At 42.6% G+C, this 18,486-nt stretch carries 14 protein-coding genes; 10 read left to right on the forward strand and 4 right to left on the reverse strand.

All coding sequences use genetic code 11. The features are described 5' to 3' along the window. Window positions 1-658 precede the first annotated feature (658 nt). Window positions 659-784 carry a hypothetical protein gene (locus AAC147_RS08980; RefSeq protein WP_255347634.1) on the reverse strand — a complete coding sequence of 42 codons (126 nt, stop codon included), beginning with the start codon at window positions 782-784 and terminating at the stop codon, window positions 659-661. Between the two features lie 584 nt (window positions 785-1,368). On the opposite strand from AAC147_RS08980, the gene prlC (AAC147_RS08985) reads away from it, so the two are divergent. The 8 genes from prlC (AAC147_RS08985) (at window position 1,369) to AAC147_RS09020 (ending at window position 12,503) form a co-directional block, all read left to right on the forward strand. Next, the gene (gene prlC / locus AAC147_RS08985; RefSeq protein WP_047680275.1) at window positions 1,369-3,411 is read left to right on the forward strand and encodes an oligopeptidase A; all 2,043 of its coding nucleotides are present in this window, start codon (window positions 1,369-1,371) and stop codon (window positions 3,409-3,411) included. 232 nt (window positions 3,412-3,643) lie between these two features. Continuing rightward, entirely contained in the window at window positions 3,644-5,686 is a 2,043-nt protein-coding gene (prlC, locus tag AAC147_RS08990) for an oligopeptidase A (protein ID WP_047680277.1), read from the forward strand. Window positions 5,687-5,703: 17 nt separating this feature from the next. After that, window positions 5,704-6,447 carry a 16S rRNA (guanine(1516)-N(2))-methyltransferase RsmJ gene (rsmJ, locus tag AAC147_RS08995; RefSeq protein ID WP_047680339.1) on the forward strand — a complete coding sequence of 248 codons (744 nt, stop codon included), beginning with the start codon at window positions 5,704-5,706 and terminating at the stop codon, window positions 6,445-6,447. Between the two features lie 350 nt (window positions 6,448-6,797). Continuing rightward, a complete protein-coding gene (gene xyeA, locus AAC147_RS09000) occupies window positions 6,798-6,953 on the forward strand; it encodes a XyeA family cyclophane-containing RiPP triceptide (protein WP_072032494.1) in 156 nt (51 codons plus the stop codon). Between the two features lie 64 nt (window positions 6,954-7,017). Next, window positions 7,018-8,196, forward strand: coding sequence for a cyclophane-forming radical SAM/SPASM peptide maturase XyeB (gene xyeB, locus AAC147_RS09005; protein ID WP_047680279.1), 1,179 nt, complete (start codon window positions 7,018-7,020; stop codon window positions 8,194-8,196). Window positions 8,197-8,214: 18 nt separating this feature from the next. Continuing rightward, a complete protein-coding gene (locus AAC147_RS09010; RefSeq protein ID WP_047680281.1) occupies window positions 8,215-9,114 on the forward strand; it encodes a hypothetical protein in 900 nt (299 codons plus the stop codon). Continuing rightward, window positions 9,095-10,366, forward strand: coding sequence for an HlyD family secretion protein (locus tag AAC147_RS09015; protein ID WP_047680283.1), 1,272 nt, complete (start codon window positions 9,095-9,097; stop codon window positions 10,364-10,366). Before AAC147_RS09010 ends, AAC147_RS09015 begins: the two co-directional genes overlap by 20 nt. Further along, window positions 10,338-12,503 carry a peptidase domain-containing ABC transporter gene (locus AAC147_RS09020; RefSeq protein ID WP_231571364.1) on the forward strand — a complete coding sequence of 722 codons (2,166 nt, stop codon included), beginning with the start codon at window positions 10,338-10,340 and terminating at the stop codon, window positions 12,501-12,503. The genes AAC147_RS09015 and AAC147_RS09020 overlap by 29 nt, the downstream gene beginning before the upstream one ends. 84 nt (window positions 12,504-12,587) lie before the next feature. On the opposite strand, the gene gdhA is transcribed toward AAC147_RS09020, so the two are convergent. Continuing rightward, a complete protein-coding gene (gene gdhA, locus AAC147_RS09025) occupies window positions 12,588-13,931 on the reverse strand; it encodes an NADP-specific glutamate dehydrogenase (RefSeq protein WP_047680285.1) in 1,344 nt (447 codons plus the stop codon). Window positions 13,932-14,201: 270 nt separating this feature from the next. Beyond that, window positions 14,202-14,633, reverse strand: a complete 432-nt coding sequence (uspA, locus tag AAC147_RS09030; protein WP_047680287.1) for a universal stress protein UspA — start codon at window positions 14,631-14,633, stop codon at window positions 14,202-14,204. A 343-nt stretch (window positions 14,634-14,976) separates the two neighbouring features. On the opposite strand from uspA, the gene uspB reads away from it, so the two are divergent. Further along, window positions 14,977-15,303 (forward strand): universal stress protein UspB, encoded by a 327-nt coding sequence (gene uspB, locus AAC147_RS09035; RefSeq protein WP_047680289.1) that lies wholly within the window; start codon window positions 14,977-14,979, stop codon window positions 15,301-15,303. Window positions 15,304-15,405: 102 nt separating this feature from the next. On the opposite strand, the gene pitA is transcribed toward uspB, so the two are convergent. Further along, a complete protein-coding gene (gene pitA, locus AAC147_RS09040; RefSeq protein ID WP_047680291.1) occupies window positions 15,406-16,896 on the reverse strand; it encodes an inorganic phosphate transporter PitA in 1,491 nt (496 codons plus the stop codon). 333 nt (window positions 16,897-17,229) lie between these two features. Between pitA and AAC147_RS09045 the strand changes: the two genes are divergently transcribed. After that, the gene (locus AAC147_RS09045; protein WP_052189443.1) at window positions 17,230-18,459 is read left to right on the forward strand and encodes an NAD(P)/FAD-dependent oxidoreductase; all 1,230 of its coding nucleotides are present in this window, start codon (window positions 17,230-17,232) and stop codon (window positions 18,457-18,459) included. The last annotated feature ends 27 nt before the right edge of the window (window positions 18,460-18,486 follow it).

The raw sequence follows: 18,486 nt of genomic DNA on the forward strand, positions 1-18,486 counted from the left end.
ATCATCATTAATAAACCAATTTTTAAACTTTAATAGTAAACTATGTGTAAAGAGCAATGTTTATATTTTAAGGATAAAGATTCGGATTTATAACATTGCCTTTGTCACCTGAAAATTAGATTTTAATAATTTTTTAAAGGGTAAATATCCATTTTTTGTTGTTAATAAATATAACAACCGTGAGATTTAAGTGAGGAAAAAATTATTATGAAATACATTTAATAGTTTAATTTATGGTTTGGCACTTCGATTTTTTAGTTTATATGTAATTTTTTGTGCTTCAAATGAAATTAATGTTATTGGTAGTAAATATATATGGTAGTCGGTGCCGATATGTTATGTAATAACAGTGTAGTCAAATACTCGAGTATATCCATTAGAAATAATTTCTAAGTTTATATAAAAACGCTTTTATTCTTTAGAAGACATTTTTTGTGGGGTGATTTTAAAGCACTGACGACCATTAATTGCCAGTGTAAGATTTTTATCGTTGTAACGCTACCTTATGGTAGCCAATCAATGTCCTGGCAATCTGAGAGGAACGCCTTTGGGTGACTACACCATCTGCCAGACCTGAAAAGGCAGACAGTAAATACTCTGGGTAAACCCGTTTATTCTTTGAAAACGGGGATCACTAAAGCGATTAAGAAACATTCAACTAAAGTTCATCAAAGTAGATGAACCCTTTCAAACGTGTTGGTTGATGTAATGCGTCTTTTGTAAATACGTCGAGAGCTTCGCGACCTTTACCAGCGTCGATATAACGGTATGCCATTTGAAACATTTGGCATCTTCGTTATCTTCGAGTCACGGTATTGGGAGCGAAAAGATGAGCGGCGTCACTTGAGTAAAAGCATAGCGATTACCAAGTGACGCCGCCAGGCGTAAAACTTCCAGACCGTATTACAACTAACGTTACGACATCTTTTTAAACGGTTTTACCAAATGAAGACAACAGTTCAACAGTTGGTATGTTTCAAAAACGTTGTAAGAGATCGTTTTAAATAATTCATAAAGCGCCCGCCGCGCGGTGGGTATTTCTGGCTTTTGAAGGGATCAGCACCTTTGAATTTCAAGAACATAAAATGGTGACAGGAATATAATCTTACCACCATGAGCTGTTGAGTTTATTGGGCTCACAATATAAAGCGGTTTATTCCTGAATTAGGTGCGGAATGACGGATTATTTGACATTGAACCTATCACTGATGTTATCGAGTCATTTCACAGATCACTGATATAAAAAGAGAGTAATTGTTCACATAAAATGGCGGTATTTGCAGTGAACTCACGCTATCTTATTCCCGTCTTTCAACACCAACCCTTTGGGATATCGGTATACCCAAATATACTAATAAGGCGCTAATTATGACTAATCCATTACTAGAATCTTCTGGACTACCCAAATTTGCTTCTATTAAAGCAGAACATGTTGTACCAGCTGTAAAGGAAAGGTTAGCCAACTATCGTCAGGTGATTGAGAAAGTACTGACCGAAAATTCCCCATTTACCTGGGATAATTTGTGCCAACCAATCTCCGAAGCGAAAAATCAATTTGGACGTGTCTGGTCTCCAGTCAAACACCTCAATGCCGTCAAGAATAGCCCGGAATTCCGGGTAGCTTATGAGCAGTGCCTCCGCATGGTTGCCGAGTTCGATACTTGGATGGGACAACACAAAGGATTATATCAGGCGTATAAATCACTGAAAGAAAATCCGGCATTCAGGGAGCTACCCCAATCGCAGCGCAAAGCCATTGAAGATACGCTGCTTGATTTTACATTGTCCGGTGTTGCCTTGCCGGAAGAGAAACAAAAACGCTACGGTGAGATCACAGCCCGTTTATCTGAACTGAGTTCCCAGTTTGGCAATAATGTATTGGATGCCACCATGGGGTGGACTAAGCTCATCACTGACGAATGCGATCTGTCGGGTTTACCTGAAAGCGCCCAAAATGCGGCCAAAGCCGCCGCCAAAGCGAAAGGGTTGGATGGCTGGTTACTGACACTGGATCCCCCCATTTATAATTCTGTCATAAGCTATGCTGATGACCGTGACCTGCGTGAAGAAATATATACTGCCTATATAACTCGTGCTTCTGAGCTAGGGCCAAATGCCTGCAAATGGGACAATACCTCGATTATGGAGGAAATTCTCGCTCTGCGTCATGAACGCGCTCTGCTATTAGGCTTTAAAAACTATGCCGAAAACTCTCTCGCTACCAAAATGGCGAAGACACCACAAGAAGTTCTGGATTTCTTAAACGATCTGGTCAACCGCGCCCATCGTCAGGGTGAAAGGGAGATGGAAGAACTTTGTGATTTTGCCTTCTCTCACTATTGGATTGATGATCTGGAAGGCTGGGATGTGAAGTACTACAGCGAAAAACAGAAACAGCATGATTTCTCTTTTGATGAAGAACAGCTACGTGCTTATTTCCCTGAACAACGCGCACTCAATGGGCTATTTGAAGTTGTCCGCCGCATTTATGGTATTACCGCGAAAGAGCGCCATGATGTAGAAACCTGGCATCCTGATGTCCGCTTCTTTGACCTGTATGATGAAAAGCAGACATTACGCGGTAGCTGTTATCTGGATCTCTATGCCCGCGAAAATAAAAGAGGCGGAGCATGGAAGAGCAGCTATGTTGACAGAATGCGCCTTGCTTCCGGTGAGTTGCAGAAACCTGTCGTTTTTATTAACTGCAACTTCAATGGACCTGTAGGTGATAAACCCGCTCTGTTCACACACTCTGAAGTGAAAACGCTGTTCCATGAATTCGGACACGGTTTGCACTCCATGTTAACCCTGGTTGAAACCCTGGATGTTGCCGGCACTAACGGTGTACCGTGGGATGCTGTGGAATGTCCAAGTCAGTTTATGGAGAACTGGTGTTGGGAGCCAGAGGCATTGGCATTTATCTCTGGTCATTATGAAACCAAAGAGCCTCTGCCGAAAGAAATGCTGGATAATATGCTAGCAGCGAAGAATTTTCAGTCTGCTATGTCCGTACTGCGTCAGTTGAAGTTTGGTCTGTTTGATTTCCGCCTGCACGTTGAATATGACCCGGCAAAAGGCGCACAAATTCTGCCAATACTTCAATCAGTGGAAGAGCATGTTTCTGTGGTTCCAACACAAGATGATGATCGCTTCCCGCACTCGTTCAGCCATATTTTTAGCGGTGGCTATGCAGCAGGCTACTACAGCTACATGTGGGCAGATGTGCTGGCGGCGGACGCTTACTCCCGCTTCTCTGAGGAGGGCATTTTCAACCGCACAACCGGTCAATCGTTCCTTGATGATTATTTGACTCTTGGTGGTTCGATGGATCCAATGACGCTGTTTATTCGCTTCCGTGGCCGTAAACCATCACTGGATGCACTGCTGAAAAGACTTGGCATCACGGAATAATCATTTGTGTTAATTTGTTAAACTGCATGAATAAGGCGCTGATAACAGGGCCTTATTTCATTATCACTGCCCACCGGCATAAAAAGAACCTAATGATTCGCATATCGCCACACATCACAATACAATATCAGCATTGAACTCACGCTATCTTATCCCCATCTATCGTCAATAACCCATAATGGGATATCAAGCTGATCACAGCTTATACCCACAGACAAAAAAGGCTCTCATTATGATTAATCCGTTACTGATATCTTCAGTATTGCCTAAGTTCGCTGAGATTGAACCTAAACATGTGGTTCCTGCTGTAAAAGAAACGCTGGCGAACTACCGTCAAGTAGTTGAGAAGATTTTAACCGAGAACTCAATTTTCACCTGGGATAACCTGTGCCAACCACTTTCTGAAGCATCAGACAAGCTTTCCCGTATGTGGTCACCTGTCGGACATCTGAACGCCGTCAAAAATAGCCCAGAGCTTCGCGAAGCCTATGAGCAAAGCCTGCCCCTACTTTCCGAATTCAGTACTTGGCTTGGGCAACATAAAGGACTATATCAGGCTTATAAGTCGCTCAAAGAAAGCCATTCTTTTGAATCTCTGTCCCAGGCCCAGCGCAAATCTATTGCAGATACGCTGCGTGATTTTGAGTTAACAGGCATTGGCTTGCCAGAAGAGAAACAAAAACGCTACGGTGAAATCACCGCCCGTCTATCAGAGCTCGGTTCCCAATTCGGCAATAATGTGCTGGATGCCACCATGGGCTGGACGAAGCTCATTACCGATGAAAATGATCTGGCTGGTTTACCTGAAAGTGCCAAAACAGCAGCCAAAGCCGCCGCAGAAGCCAAAGATCAGGAAGGCTGGCTGTTGACGCTGAATATGCCAAGCTATCTTCCTGTCATGACTTATGCTGATAACCGCGAACTGCGTCAGGAAATGTATTATGCCTACACTACCCGCGCATCTGATCAAGGGCCTGATGCCGGAAAATGGGACAATAATGCCATTATGGCGGAAATGTTGGCATTACGTCATGAACTCGCTCAATTGCTAGGTTTCAAAAACTACGCCGAACACTCCCTTGCCACCAAAATGGCTAAAACACCTCAGCAGGTGCTGGATTTCCTAAATGATCTGGCTCATCGTGCTCATGGTCAAGGCAAAAAGGAACTGGAAGAGCTGACCGCCTTTGCCCGTTCACATTTTGGTGTTGATAAGCTGGAAGCATGGGATCTGACGTACTACAGCGAAAAACAGAAACAACATCATTTCTCCATTGATGATGAACAACTGCGTCCTTATTTCCCTGAACAACAGGTAATTGAAGGATTGTTTGAAGTTGTCCATCGTATTTATGGCATCACAGCTAAAGAGCGACACGATGTCGAAACCTGGCACCCTGATGTTCGCTTCTTTGAACTGTATGATGAAAAGCAGACATTGCGTGGCAGTTTCTATCTGGATCTCTACGCCCGTGAGCATAAGCGTGGCGGCGCATGGATGGACGACTGCGCTGGCAGGATGCGCCACGCTGCCGGTGAAATACAGAAACCTGTTGCTTACCTGACCTGTAATTTCAATAAACCAATTGGTGATAAACCTGCTCTGTTTACTCACGATGAAGTGATAACACTGTTCCATGAGTTTGGTCATGGCTTGCACCATATGCTGACCGAAATTGAAACACTGGATGTTTCCGGTATCAATGGTGTGCCGTGGGATGCGGTTGAGCAACCAAGCCAGTTTATGGAAAACTGGTGTTGGGAGCCGGAAGCACTGGCATTTATCTCCGGTCACTATGAGACTAAAGAACCTCTGCCACAAGAGATGCTGGATAACATGCTGGCAGCGAAAAACTATCAGGCCGCAATGTTTCTCCTGCGTCAGTTGGAGTTTGGTCTGTTTGATTTCCGTCTGTACTCTGAATATGATCCGGCAAAAGGGGCGCAAATCCTGCCAACCTTACAATCTGTGAAGAAACAGGTCGCTGTCGTTCCGTCACCAGAGTGGAACCGTTTTCCTAACTCTTTCAGCCATATATTCAATGGTGGTTATGCAGCAGGTTATTACAGCTATCTCTGGGCTGATGTGCTCGCAGCAGATGCTTACTCCCGTTTCTCTGAAGAAGGGATTTTCAATCGTACAACCGGTCAGTCGTTCCTTGACAATATCCTGTCCCGTGGCGGTTCAGAAGACCCAATGACGCTGTTTGTTCGCTTTCGTGGTCGCGAACCCAAACTGGATGCAATGCTGAAAAGCGTCGGTATCACTGGATAATTTGTGTGGAAATTCGCGTGAAGATTTGTTTAATCTGCGAACAAGGCGCTAATAACAGCGCCTTATCTCAGTTAGCTGAACGTTGGGGTCTGATACACGATGAAGATTCCACTATGGCTTTGGTATTGACTCCAGAACGGCTGGAACTGCGCAAGCGCGACGAACCCAAGCTAGGCGGGATTTATGTCGATTTCGTTGCTGGTACGATGGCGCATCGTCGCCGCTTCGGTGGCGGGCGTGGTGAAGCTGTTGCCAAAGCCGTTGGTATCAAGAAAGACTATTTACCCACAGTGGTTGATGCAACGGCAGGGCTAGGGCGTGATGCTTTTGTGCTGGCGGCAATCGGCTGCCATGTCAGAATGCTGGAACGCCATCCTGTCGTCGCGGCTTTATTAGAGGACGGGCTACAACGTGGATATCAGGTTGAAGAAATTGGTGGCTGGCTGAAAGAGCGCATGACACTGATCCACACCTCAAGCATTACCGCATTGACGGATATCTCTCCACAGCCTGATGTGGTTTATCTTGATCCAATGTATCCACACCGACAAAAAAGCGCACTGGTAAAAAAAGAGATGCGCGTATTCCAGTCGCTGGTAGGTGCAGATGAAGATGCCGATGCACTATTAGCACCAGCCCGTGCACTGGCAAAACGCCGTGTTGTGGTGAAACGACCAGATTATGCAGAGCCATTAGCAGGGGTTAAAGCATCCGCAGCGATTACCACCAAAAATCACCGTTTTGATATTTATCCTTGTTGATCATATAACCTAATTAGTTGTTCTGACCAAGAAAAAAGACGCAGCCACAGCAGAAAAGCTAATGGCTGCCTTTCCGTTGAAACGTGTGATAATAACGGCAAAAACATCAAACTCAGCCATATTCTAACAATTAAGATTGGGTAAAATTGATTTTAATTACAATGTATTAAATCAATTTACTGTATTACCACCAATCGCTTCTCATTAGATTATAAACCACCTGCTTGTAACTCAACTGTATGTAAATTGCTGTCAATTTGTTTATAGTTTGTATAGGTAATTATCTCTATACTCCAAAGGCCATCGCGAGTTTCAGCGTGGCATCTAATTCAAAAAAACAAGGAGATATCATGAGCAAATTACAACGTGAAATCGCAGAAAACAAAGCCCAGGTAACCAATTCAGACAAAAATAAAACACAGAGCAAAGAGCTCGTTGACAATCTGCTAGATACAGTTTCAGGTGGTTGGGTGAATGCCTTTGCAAACTGGAGCAAGGCATTGTAATGAGCATAAGTGCAATGGGAGGGAGCAGTTTCTCCCTCCTTTTTTCTTCATGGAGGGTGTGACAATGGCAATAGTAAAAAATGAGAAGATTAAGCATATTGAAATAATTCTAAAAATCAGTGAACGATGCAATATCAATTGTACTTACTGCTATGTATTCAACATGGGGAACACGCTGGCTGCCGATAGTACTCCAATCATATCTCTTGATAATGTAGCTGCGCTGAGAGGATTCTTTGAACGCTCTGTAATAGAAAACGAGATTGAAGTGATCCAGGTAGATTTTCACGGTGGTGAGCCACTGATGATGAAAAAAGAACGTTTCAACCGAATGTGCGAGATTCTCCGCGAGGGAAACTATGGCAGTTCTCGGCTAGTTTTGGCGTTACAGACTAATGGCATTCTGATTGATGATGAATGGATTGCGCTTTTTGAGAAACACCAAGTGCACGCAAGCATATCTATAGATGGCCCAAAACACATCAATGACCGACACCGGCTGGACCAAAAAGGAAAAAGTACTTACGAGGGAACAGTTAAGGGCTTACGCATGCTCCAGAATGCCTGGGCACAAGGGCGCATCCCGGTAGAACCAGGAATTCTTTCTGTGGCTAATGCTAAAGCGAATGGAGAGGAAATTTATCACCACTTCTCAAAGGAACTTAAATGTCAGCGTTTTGATTTCCTCATACCCGATGATCAGCATACTGATGGTATTGACGCGGAGGGCATTGGCCGATTCCTTAATGAGGCGCTTGATGCCTGGTTTGCTGACGGCCAGCCAAATATTTTTGTCAGGATCTTTAACACATACCTCGGTACGATGCTCAATAATCAGTTTAGCCGTGTTCTTGGCATCAGCGCTAATGTTGAATCTGCTTATGCTTTCACGGTAACTTCCGACGGCCTGCTTCGCATCGATGATACCTTACGCTCAACTTCGGATAAGATATTCAACTCCATTGGTCATGTCAGCGAGTTAACTCTCGCAAGCGTACTCGAATCATCTAATGTCAGAGAATATCTTTCGCTGAGCGACGAGCTACCTGACGCTTGTTGCGGCTGTATATGGAGTAAAGTCTGCCATGGTGGCCGACTGGTAAATCGTTTTTCTCAGACAAATCGTTTCCATAATAAAACCGTGTTCTGTCCATCCATGCGGCTTTTTCTCAGTCGCGCTGCATCACACTTGATTGCGGCCGGTATCAGTGAAGAGACAATAATAGAAAATATCCAAAAATAAGAATAGTGAACTCCAACAATGATCAAATTTAATTATTGGTTAGCAATACTTTCATTTTTTATTATCGCTACTTTTTCAGAGAATTCTCCTGCTAATATAGAAAAACCTGTAATACTAAAACTGAACTTTGATAAATATTCTGTTCCTTATACAACATTTATGATTGACGGTCAGCCAGTATATGCAATGGTTGATACAGGCTCTTCTATGGATTTTTACCTTTATGAAGATCAGATAAATAAAATAAAAGGACTCAAAAAAGAAAACACTTATCACAGTACCGATTTAACCGGAAAAGTTCAGGAAAATATAAAGTATCTGGTTAATTCTCTGGATGTAAATAATATGAAATTTAAAAATGTGATTGTAACTCCATTTAAGCAATGGGGACTATTGGTTTATCACAAAGGAAAATTGCCAGATACTCCTGTTGTGGGTCTCGGTGCTTTTAAAGACAAACAAATAACACTGGACTATATCTCTAATTCATTAATTATAGCGGATAGTCTTACTGGTAATCGAAAAACGCCAAAAGGTTTTACAGAACTTCCTTTCCAAATGTCCGCTGATGGAATGGTCTTTGATGCCGAGCAGTCAGGTCATAAATATCACATGATCCTGGATACAGGCGCTACCGTATCTATGATATGGCGTGAGAGGCTTAAGTCCTATAGACCGATAAGCTGTTTAACGGCTCATCCAGAAATGAATAACAAAGGATGTGAAGCCACAACGCTTACAATTAAATCAATAACCGGGAAACCAGAACATTTTGGCGCTGTCATTATTGACGGGCATTTTCAACATATGGGAAAAGTTGACGGCCTTATAGGAAACAGCTTCCTTAGAAACAAAAAAATAATCATCGATTTTAAAAATAAGAAGGTTTTTCTTTCCGATGAGCACCGAAAAGAATGAAAATTCAATCTATCGTATCGAAGCTCTGCAACATAAGCGAGAAGGATGGCTTGGTACATCTTATCTGAACATTCCATCAAGTCTCTCCATTTGTCTTCTGACAGGTATGCTGACTTTCGTTTTCATTATATCAATAATTACATTTGGTTCTTACAGCGAAAGAGTCAATGTCACAGGCATTGTAGTTTATGATCCCCCCGCTGTGTCATTAATTGCGCAAAACGATGGTGTAGTTATTCAATCAGCAGCCTTAGAAAAAAAATTAATTAAGCAAGGTGAAGTCATTTTTTCTGTGAGTGATGAAATTGAAACGCATCTTGGTGCTACCAACTTTGAAATAGAGGTACGTTTGAGAAACCAACAGAATGTACTTTTGAAAAAAATTAATATGACTACCAGAGAAGCTGATGAAAATAAAATTTATCTCATTGAAAAAATAAAAAATAAAGAACAAGAAATAGAAAACCTAAATATTCTTATAAAAACATCGGAGGAGCAGAAGAAATGGTTAGAAAAAAAATCTAGCTTATATGCACAATTGAGGAAAAAAGGTCTTGCACTTGACACTGAATTTATAGACAGGAAGAAAGATTATTATTCCGCTACTGTGAATCTCTCATCTGCAAGGGTAAAGATAATTACCCTGCAAGGAGAGTTACTGGATTTGAAAAAGAAAATATCTGCTATCGACAGAGAATTAGACTCCGCGAAGAAATCAATCGCAACTGAAATTGCCGGCATAGAGCAACAGATCCTGATGATAGAAAGAAAAAGAGAATATTTAATTACTGCACCACTTGATGGAATGATAACCAGCGTAACCGTCCATAAAGGTGAGAGGGTAAAGGCAGGACAACAAATCGCTGTACTCATTCCCCGGAATGCAATGCCAAAAATTGAGCTGCTTTCTCCGTCTGATTCTCTCGGTGATATTGCTAACGGGCAGCGGGTAAAGATGCGAGTGGCTGCATATCCATATCAATGGCATGGAAAGATTGCAGGTATCATAGAAACAATATCAGAAGCACCAGTAAATATTTCCCCATCCGCTCAGGCAAACGATGAAAATAAAGGTAAAGAGCTTTTTCGGATAATAGTACGACCAGTTATGACAGCGAGGCAAAAAAGCATATTTCTTCTGCCGGGCATGAAAGTAGAAACAGAGATATATGTAAGGGCTAGAAAAATTTACGAGTGGCTCTTTATGCCAGTTAAGAGGGTATATGAACGAGCAAACGACAGTATGCAATAAAAAAATGCAGCACAAAATTAATGGTTTTTTTGAGTCTTTCGGCAAAAAACTTCCTGTAATCATGCAAACAGAAACCACAGAATGTGGATTAGCATGCCTAGCCATGATTGCGACTTGGCACAACCGGGAGACTGATGTCTACAGTATGAGGAAGATTTTCGACGTATCGAGCAATGGTATGTCATTAAGGCAACTCATCACGGTAGCAGGAAAAATAAATATGAATGCCAGAGCTATGCGCCTTGAGCTTGAAGAACTCAGAAGTGTCAAGCTTCCATGCATCCTGCACTGGTCCTTTAACCATTTTGTGGTATTAAAAAAAATCACAATAAAAAATGCTGTTATCCATGATCCTGCTTTAGGGAAAAGAGTGATCTCTCTGAAAGAATTATCAAATAAATTCACGGGGATAGTTCTGGAAGTGTGGCCACAGTCTGATTTTAAAAAGGAGAAAACGGGTGAGAGCATCACAATCACAGATATGTTCCGGGGGGTGTCCGGGCTTAGAAGCACGCTGTTAAAAATCATTCTGCTGTCGCTCTTTATTGAAGGATTAGCTCTTTCAATCCCCCTAAGTTCTCAATTTATTATTGATGTAGTGTTACGCTCCAGCGACCTTGAGATGTTAAACCTGATTGTTATTGGCGTTATTTTTCTGCTTATCCTTCGCTCTGCCCTCAGTATCATCCGGGCCTGGACGCTAATGGCAATGCGTTACTCACTGGGAATACAGTGGAGCATAGGTTTTTTTAACCGATTACTCAGCCTGCCATTATCATTCTTTGAAAAACGTCATGTGGGAGATATAGTCTCCCGGCTGACATCACTCAATGAGATCAAGGAGGCTTTCACTGCTGAAATGCTGACGTCTTTACTTGATGTACTCATCCTGCTAACGCTGGCTACTCTGATGTTCTGTTACAGCCCACTCTTGGCCATGATTTCACTGCTCATTGCTGCTATTTATCTTGGGGTAAAACTTGCATTCTATGACACATATAAGAGTGCAAGAGTTGAAGCAATTACCAATGAGGCGCGGCAGTCATCTCATTTCCTTGAGACAGTGCGAAACGTATCATGTGTCAAGGTATTTGCTCTGTCAGAAAATCGTCGTATTGCATGGATTAATAAGGTGATTGATACCGCTAATGCCCGGACTCATTTATTTAAGATAGATCTCATAAACCAAACCTTATCCGGGTTTCTTACAGGACTCTCATCGGCGACAATTTTGTTCTTTGGTGGTCATCTCATGGAGCAAAGTGCAATAACAACAGGCATTCTATTTGCCTTTATGCTCTATTCTGATATGTTCCTTACCCGTTTTATCAAGGTGGTAAATTCACTCTTTAACTTTCGTCTTATATCAATACACTCGGATCGTCTCACAGACATAGCAACATCAAAAACAGAAAGCGCCTGGTATCCGAAAAACCGGATATCTCTTAATAACGTAACAGGTCGGATAACACTTAACAATCTCACCTATCGTTACGGAGAAGCTGATCCCTTCATTTTTAAAGGCATCGACATGGAGATTAATGCCGGCGAGAACGTAGCGATCATAGGCCCGTCAGGTTGTGGTAAATCAACTCTTCTCAGAATAATAGCTGGTTTAGCTATTCCTCAGTCAGGGGATGTATTAGTTGATGGTACTAGCTTACGGCAGATTGGTATTGACGAATATCGTCGACACACCGCATTTGTAATGCAGGATGATAAACTTTTTGCTGCTTCCTTGATGGATAATATTTCCTCCTTTGACCCTCAGCCCGATCTTGAATGGATGTATCAATGTGCTAAAGCAGCAGCAATACACGACGAGATTATGGCGATGCCGATGCAATACGAAACAATGATAGGTGATATGGGAAGTATTCTTTCAGGAGGACAAAAACAACGCGTATCTCTTGCAAGAGCGCTTTATAAACGCCCGCGCATCCTCTTACTTGATGAAGCTACCAGCGACCTAGACGTTTTTAACGAACGAAAGATAAACGAAGCCTTAAAGCAAATGTCTATTACCCGCATTTTTGTAGCCCATCGGCCAGAAACGATTGCCGTCGCGGATAGGATATATAATCTAAAAAACAAAGCCTTTACGAGATTTGACATCTCCAGCACTGTTTTGTTCTGATTGTATTTTTGATTCTAAGCCCCATGGCAACATGGGGTTTATTCATCAAAAAATCACCTATTGTTCACTGATAAGCTCACTGGATTACAATACCCCCTGCGCCAGCATTGCATCAGCGACTTTGACAAAGCCAGCTATATTCGCTCCCTGTACGTAGTTGGTTTGCTTGCTTTCTCCACCATATTCTACACAGGCCTGATGAATATCGAGCATAATGTGGTGTAAGCGGATGTCCACTTTCTCTGCTTTCCAGCTCAGGCGCGCTGCATTCTGCGCCATTTCCAGACCAGAAGTCGCTACGCCTCCCGCATTGGCCGCTTTACCCGGTGCAAACAAAACGCCCGCCTCAAGGAAAACATCCGTCGCTGCAATAGTTGCTGGCATATTTGCCCCTTCTGCAACCGCTTTTACACCATTCTTAATCAGTAATTTCGCATCTTCCAGATCCAGTTCATTCTGGGTAGCGCAAGGCAGAGCTATATCGACAGGCACCGACCACGGATTTTGCCCTTTAAGGAAAGTCAAACCACGCTCTTTGGCATAATCTTCGACACGACCATAACGCTTATTTTTAATCTCTTCGAGATGAGCCAGCTTCTCTGGAGTGAAACCTTCCTCATCCAACACAGTACCGCCAGAATCAGATACCGTAACCACTTTAGCGCCCTGCTCCATACATTTTTCAATAGTATATTGAGCAACATTTCCCGCTCCAGAAACGGACACCCGCATCCCATCCAGCTCCATACCATGACGTTTAAGCATGGCATGAGTGAAATAAACCAGGCCATAACCTGTTGCTTCAGGGCGGATTAAACTGCCACCAAAAGAAAGTTCCTTACCAGTGAAAACGCAAGCGGTATTGTTGGATAATTTCTTCATCATCCCCGCCATAAAGGCAACCTCCCGGCCACCAACACCAATATCACCGGCAGGTACATCGGTATCAGGCCCTAGATGGCGGTACAATTCTGTCATCAATGCCTGACAAAACCGCATGATTTCACCCTGACTTTTTCCTTTCGGATCGAAATCAGAGCCTCCTTTTCCACCTCCCATTGGCAACGTTGTCAGCGCGTTTTTCAACGTTTGCTCAAAACCCAAAAACTTAAGGATTGAGAGATTAACGGAAGGATGAAAACGCATCCCCCCTTTAAATGGCCCAATGGCAGAGTTAAACTGTACTCGCCATGCGCGATTTACCTGAACTCTTCCCTGATCATCAACCCAGCTAACGCGGAATTGAATGACTCTTTCCGGTTCAACCAGACGCTCCAGCAAACCTTGCTCACGATATTGCGGATTTCTTTCAAGAAAAGGCCAAAGTGATGACATCACTTCTCTTACCGCTTGTAAATATTCTGGTTGATGTGGATTGTGACACTGTATTGATTCGAGAAATGAGACTAAAGATGATGAAACATTCATTTATAGCTTCCTTTATATCATTCAGATGTGATGCTCCCCCTGCCATTTTCCTTTTTATTTTTTGTCGAAAATGTGAGGTAACTACGGTTTGCTTTCTGAATATACCACTGTTTCATGATTGAATTTCAATAACTATTTTTATAAGTTTTGTTAAAAATAATTCAGACAATTTCCAAAAAAGTGGCATTAAAAGAGTCATCATCTTTTCTTAAGCCAAAAAAATCGCCTGCACAAGCAGACGATTTCACAGAATCCAATTTTAACCGAAGATTAATCTTCATCACGTAATGGAACAATCAGCATATCAATATGAACTGTATTAATAAGCTGACGTGCGGAAGACATTAGCTTGCTCCAAAAATCCTGATGATGACCGCACACAACTAAATCCATATCATATTGCTTGATAGCATCAACAAGGACTTGCCCTAAATCACCGCTGCCACTTAGCGTTTCCTGAATTTCATAGCTTGAATTGGCAGACAATTCTTTCAGAGAATTACGAGTTTCATCAGCAATACGCTCTTGCATATCACCAAGATTCACGTCAATTAGACCGGTATAAAGATCAGAGTAGTTGACATCAACATGGATCAAGGAGACTTTGGCATTGTATGGTTTTGCCAATGAAACCGCTTTATCCACCAAAATCCTGCTTTCTGGAGATAGATCAACTGCAACAAGGATATGTTTGTAAGCCATATAAGTGAACTCCTTCCATCAAATGGATTGGCGGCATTAAACGCCATGATTCTATGCTTATACTATAACTGCTTGAGGTCTCTTTTGAGTGTTGTTGTGATCACAACTTGTTACTTTATTTTTTTAACCATTTGAAAATACAGACATATTATTACAACACTACGGTAATATTAAATACCTTATCAGCATTACATTCCCTGTTCTGGATCCATTTTTCACTGTCGTTTGACTTTTCTAATACTCTATTTCCTCCTAAAATTTAATACAGTGATTATTCATATTGCTACCTTTTGAGATGAATTTTTAATCTGGTATTTCATTGCCGCTCTAAGGAGGGGGAAATATGTTCAGTATGGTTGCATTCTTTTGGGCAATTTGCTTTATCTGTATTATCAATATATTACGCTACATCTCTTCGCTCCGCGTATTATTATCTATTTTGCGCCAGGCAGATCCGATGCTATACCAATCTATTGATGGTAATGGCTTTTTTACTGCTAATGGTCAGTTTGATAAACATATTCGGTTGGTACACTACATCAATTCGCAAAGCTATCTCAACCATCACAGTACTGATGTTATCTTTTTCTGCGAAAGGCTGCGGAAACAATTTATATTGACGAGTGTGTTATGTGGGATTGTTTTACTGTGTCTGATCGTCATTGTCTGATAGTGATAGTTTGATAGCAATGGCAAAGGAAAACGAATGTGAAAAGTGCAATAAAAAGGGTTGAGCCACTGAATGTGACTCAACCCTTTTTCCTAAAAACGATTAGATCAGTTGCAGAGCAATCCAGTACAGACAGCCTGACAGAGCAATTGAAATAGGCAATGTCAGTACCCACGCCAGCATGATATTTTTGATAGTCTTACTTTGAACACCCCCCCCATCAACCAGCATCGTACCTGCTACCGCAGAAGAGAGAACTTGCGTTGTCGATACCGGCATTCCCGTATAACTGGCAACCCCAATCGACACCGCTGCTGTAACCTGAGCTGAAACTCCCTGGGCATATGTCATGCCTTTTTTACCGATTTTCTCACCAATAGTGACAGCAACCCGTTTCCAGCCAACCATTGTCCCCAGAGACAGGGCAAGAGCCACAGCGATAATGATCCACATTGGCGCATATTCAACGGTATTCAGCAGATCTTTACGCAACTTATGCAGGAAACGTGCATCTTCCATACTGGTTTCAGGCAGTTTAGCTACTGCTCCCGCAGTATCAGCAATACACATCAGCATACGACGCATATTGTTACGTTGATCTGGGGTCAACTGATTGAAGTTCTGGATGCTTCCCAACATCGTTTCCGCGTTATTCAGCACCACCAACGCACGTGAGCTATCACAGTGGAAAGTCATGTCCAGTTGGTCTTCAACCGCAGATACAGCCGGTGTCAGTTCAATCGCATGAGAAAGCGCAGGAGCATGTTGTTCATAATACTGGTGTAAATGAACAACTGCATCATGGGTGCGGGCAATGTCATAGCTGGTTGAGTTCATATTGACAACAAAGCCAGCAGGCGCGACACCAATCAAGACCAGCATGATCAGACCGATACCCTTCTGCCCATCATTTGCGCCATGAGAAAAACTCACACCAACAGCAGAAAGGATCAGTGCAGTCCGTGTCCAGAATGGTGGTTTACGTTTACCATCCTGTTTTTCACGTTCAGCCGGGGTCATGTGAATACGACGACGCTTTTTAGTCCCGCTCCAGTAACGGCGCAGTAAAAAGACCATCGCTCCTGCAATCACCAAACCAACCAAAGGAGACAGAATCAATGACATGAAAATCTGTATCATCTTCGGAATATTAAGCGCCTCAACAACAGAAGAGCTGGTCACTATCGCATTGGTCAGGCCAATACCGATAATGGAACCAATCAACGTGTGAGAGCTGGATGCAGGAATGCCGAAATACCATGTGCCCAGATTCCAGATAATTGCTGCCAGCAACATGGAGAAAACCATCGCCAAGCCATGGCTTGAGCTGACATTCAACAGAAGATCTGTAGGTAATAGATGCACAATCGCGTAAGCGACACTTAATCCACCCAGGAGGACACCAAAAAAGTTAAAAACCCCTGCCATGACAACGGCAAATTGCGAACGCATAGCGCGGGTATAAATAACAGTTGCTACTGCATTTGCGGTATCATGAAACCCATTGATGGCTTCATAGAAAAGCACAAACAACAGAGCAAGTACTAACATAAGGCCGGTATAAAAATCCAGGCCAGTAAACAGATGTAGCATAAACGTTAAGCCAGTTAGTAGGACATGAACGCGGCGCATTATCAGTGACAAACGCTGGCGGGAAAAGAGAAATATGACCTTTTTTTGATTTAATGACAAGAAACCGACAGCGAATTAATCATTTTTATAATAAATATCAATATATTATATACTTTCTATGCTTTGATATTTTTTTGATGAAAAATGACTTGTCACGATAAAAGTTCAAACAAATGCTGATTTTTCTCTGCATTTTGCAGATAGTCTCTCCACAATGAAGTTTATTTCCTGCCAAGTGATCTGGCAAGAAAGTCATTCAGCAAGATAATTCAGTAAAATAGAGACAACAAACGAATGGAAAAATTTGATGTAGTAATTATTGGTGCCGGCGCGGCAGGCTTGTTTTGTGCCGCACAAGCAGGACAGGCAGGATTGAACGTTCTGGTACTGGATAACGGTAAAAAAGCAGGCCGCAAAATTTTGATGTCCGGAGGCGGGCGCTGTAACTTCACCAATATATATACTGAACCTGCTGCCTATCTTTCTGCCAATCCCCATTTTTGTAAGTCAGCACTTGCTCGCTATACACAGTGGGATTTTATTGACTTGGTTCAACGTCATAAGATTGCTTATCACGAAAAAACATTGGGACAGCTTTTTTGTGATGATTCAGCCCAACAAATTGTCGATCTGCTTTTGCAAGAGTGTGAAGCAGGTCAGGTGACAATTCGGCTACGCAGCGAAGTGACACAAATCGAGAAACATTTACAGGGATTTGAGGTTATCGCATCGGGGAAAAAAGTAGGTACACACTCACTTGTTGTGGCATCAGGTGGACTGTCCATGCCCGGATTGGGAGCGTCCCCTTTAGGTTATCGCATCGCAGAACAATTCGGTCTTAATATCCTGCCTACCCGTGCGGCATTAGTGCCTTTTACCTTGCATAAGCCATTGCTGGAACAACTGCAAACCCTTTCCGGTGTTGCGGTTCCTTCGGTTGTCACCGCAAAAGATGGCACCGTATTCAGAGAAAATATCCTGTTTACCCATCGCGGACTTTCCGGCCCCGCGATTTTACAGATCTCCAGTTATTGGCAGCCCGGTGAGTACGTGAGTATTAACTTACTTCCTGATACAGACTTGGACACCTTTCTTGATAAGGAGCGAGGATCCCATCCTAATCAAAGTTTGAAAAATACTCTTGCCAAATTGCTACCCAAACGTCTGGTGGAATGTTTGCAGTCTCTTGATCAACTACCGGAACGCTCTCTGAAACAACTTAACCTGACACAGAAAAAAGAGCTGATCGCTACCCTGCAATGTTGGCAAGTACAACCAAATGGCACAGAAGGATATCGTACAGCAGAAGTTACTCTTGGCGGTGTGGATACCAATGAGCTGTCATCGAAAACAATGGAATCCCATAAAGTCAACGGATTGTATTTTATTGGTGAAGTTGTCGATGTTACCGGCTGGCTTGGCGGGTATAACTTCCAATGGGCATGGAGTTCTGCATGGGCTTGTGCGCAGGCTTTAATCATGTGTACAGAGACAATAAAGTTTCACTCCAGTAAAAGCTTATAAAACATAAAGACAGTTGCCAATTGGCAA

Source organism: Xenorhabdus sp. NBAII XenSa04, assembly GCF_963866145.1.
GTDB classification, from domain to species: domain Bacteria; phylum Pseudomonadota; class Gammaproteobacteria; order Enterobacterales; family Enterobacteriaceae; genus Xenorhabdus; species Xenorhabdus indica.

What these genes read in the sequence shown, in the direction of transcription:
- AAC147_RS08980 (WP_255347634.1), bottom strand. Translation starts at nt 784, where the DNA reads ATGTTTCAAATGGCATACCGTTATATCGACGCTGGTAAAGGTCGCGAA.
- prlC (WP_047680275.1), top strand. Translation starts at nt 1,369, where the DNA reads ATGACTAATCCATTACTAGAATCTTCTGGACTACCCAAATTTGCTTCT.
- prlC (WP_047680277.1), top strand. Translation starts at nt 3,644, where the DNA reads ATGATTAATCCGTTACTGATATCTTCAGTATTGCCTAAGTTCGCTGAG.
- xyeA (WP_072032494.1), top strand. Translation starts at nt 6,798, where the DNA reads ATGAGCAAATTACAACGTGAAATCGCAGAAAACAAAGCCCAGGTAACC.
- xyeB (WP_047680279.1), top strand. Translation starts at nt 7,018, where the DNA reads ATGGCAATAGTAAAAAATGAGAAGATTAAGCATATTGAAATAATTCTA.
- AAC147_RS09010 (WP_047680281.1), top strand. Translation starts at nt 8,215, where the DNA reads ATGATCAAATTTAATTATTGGTTAGCAATACTTTCATTTTTTATTATC.
- AAC147_RS09015 (WP_047680283.1), top strand. Translation starts at nt 9,095, where the DNA reads ATGAGCACCGAAAAGAATGAAAATTCAATCTATCGTATCGAAGCTCTG.
- AAC147_RS09020 (WP_231571364.1), top strand. Translation starts at nt 10,338, where the DNA reads ATGAACGAGCAAACGACAGTATGCAATAAAAAAATGCAGCACAAAATT.
- gdhA (WP_047680285.1), bottom strand. Translation starts at nt 13,931, where the DNA reads ATGAATGTTTCATCATCTTTAGTCTCATTTCTCGAATCAATACAGTGT.
- uspA (WP_047680287.1), bottom strand. Translation starts at nt 14,633, where the DNA reads ATGGCTTACAAACATATCCTTGTTGCAGTTGATCTATCTCCAGAAAGC.
- uspB (WP_047680289.1), top strand. Translation starts at nt 14,977, where the DNA reads ATGTTCAGTATGGTTGCATTCTTTTGGGCAATTTGCTTTATCTGTATT.
- pitA (WP_047680291.1), bottom strand. Translation starts at nt 16,896, where the DNA reads ATGCTACATCTGTTTACTGGCCTGGATTTTTATACCGGCCTTATGTTA.
- AAC147_RS09045 (WP_052189443.1), top strand. Translation starts at nt 17,230, where the DNA reads ATGGAAAAATTTGATGTAGTAATTATTGGTGCCGGCGCGGCAGGCTTG.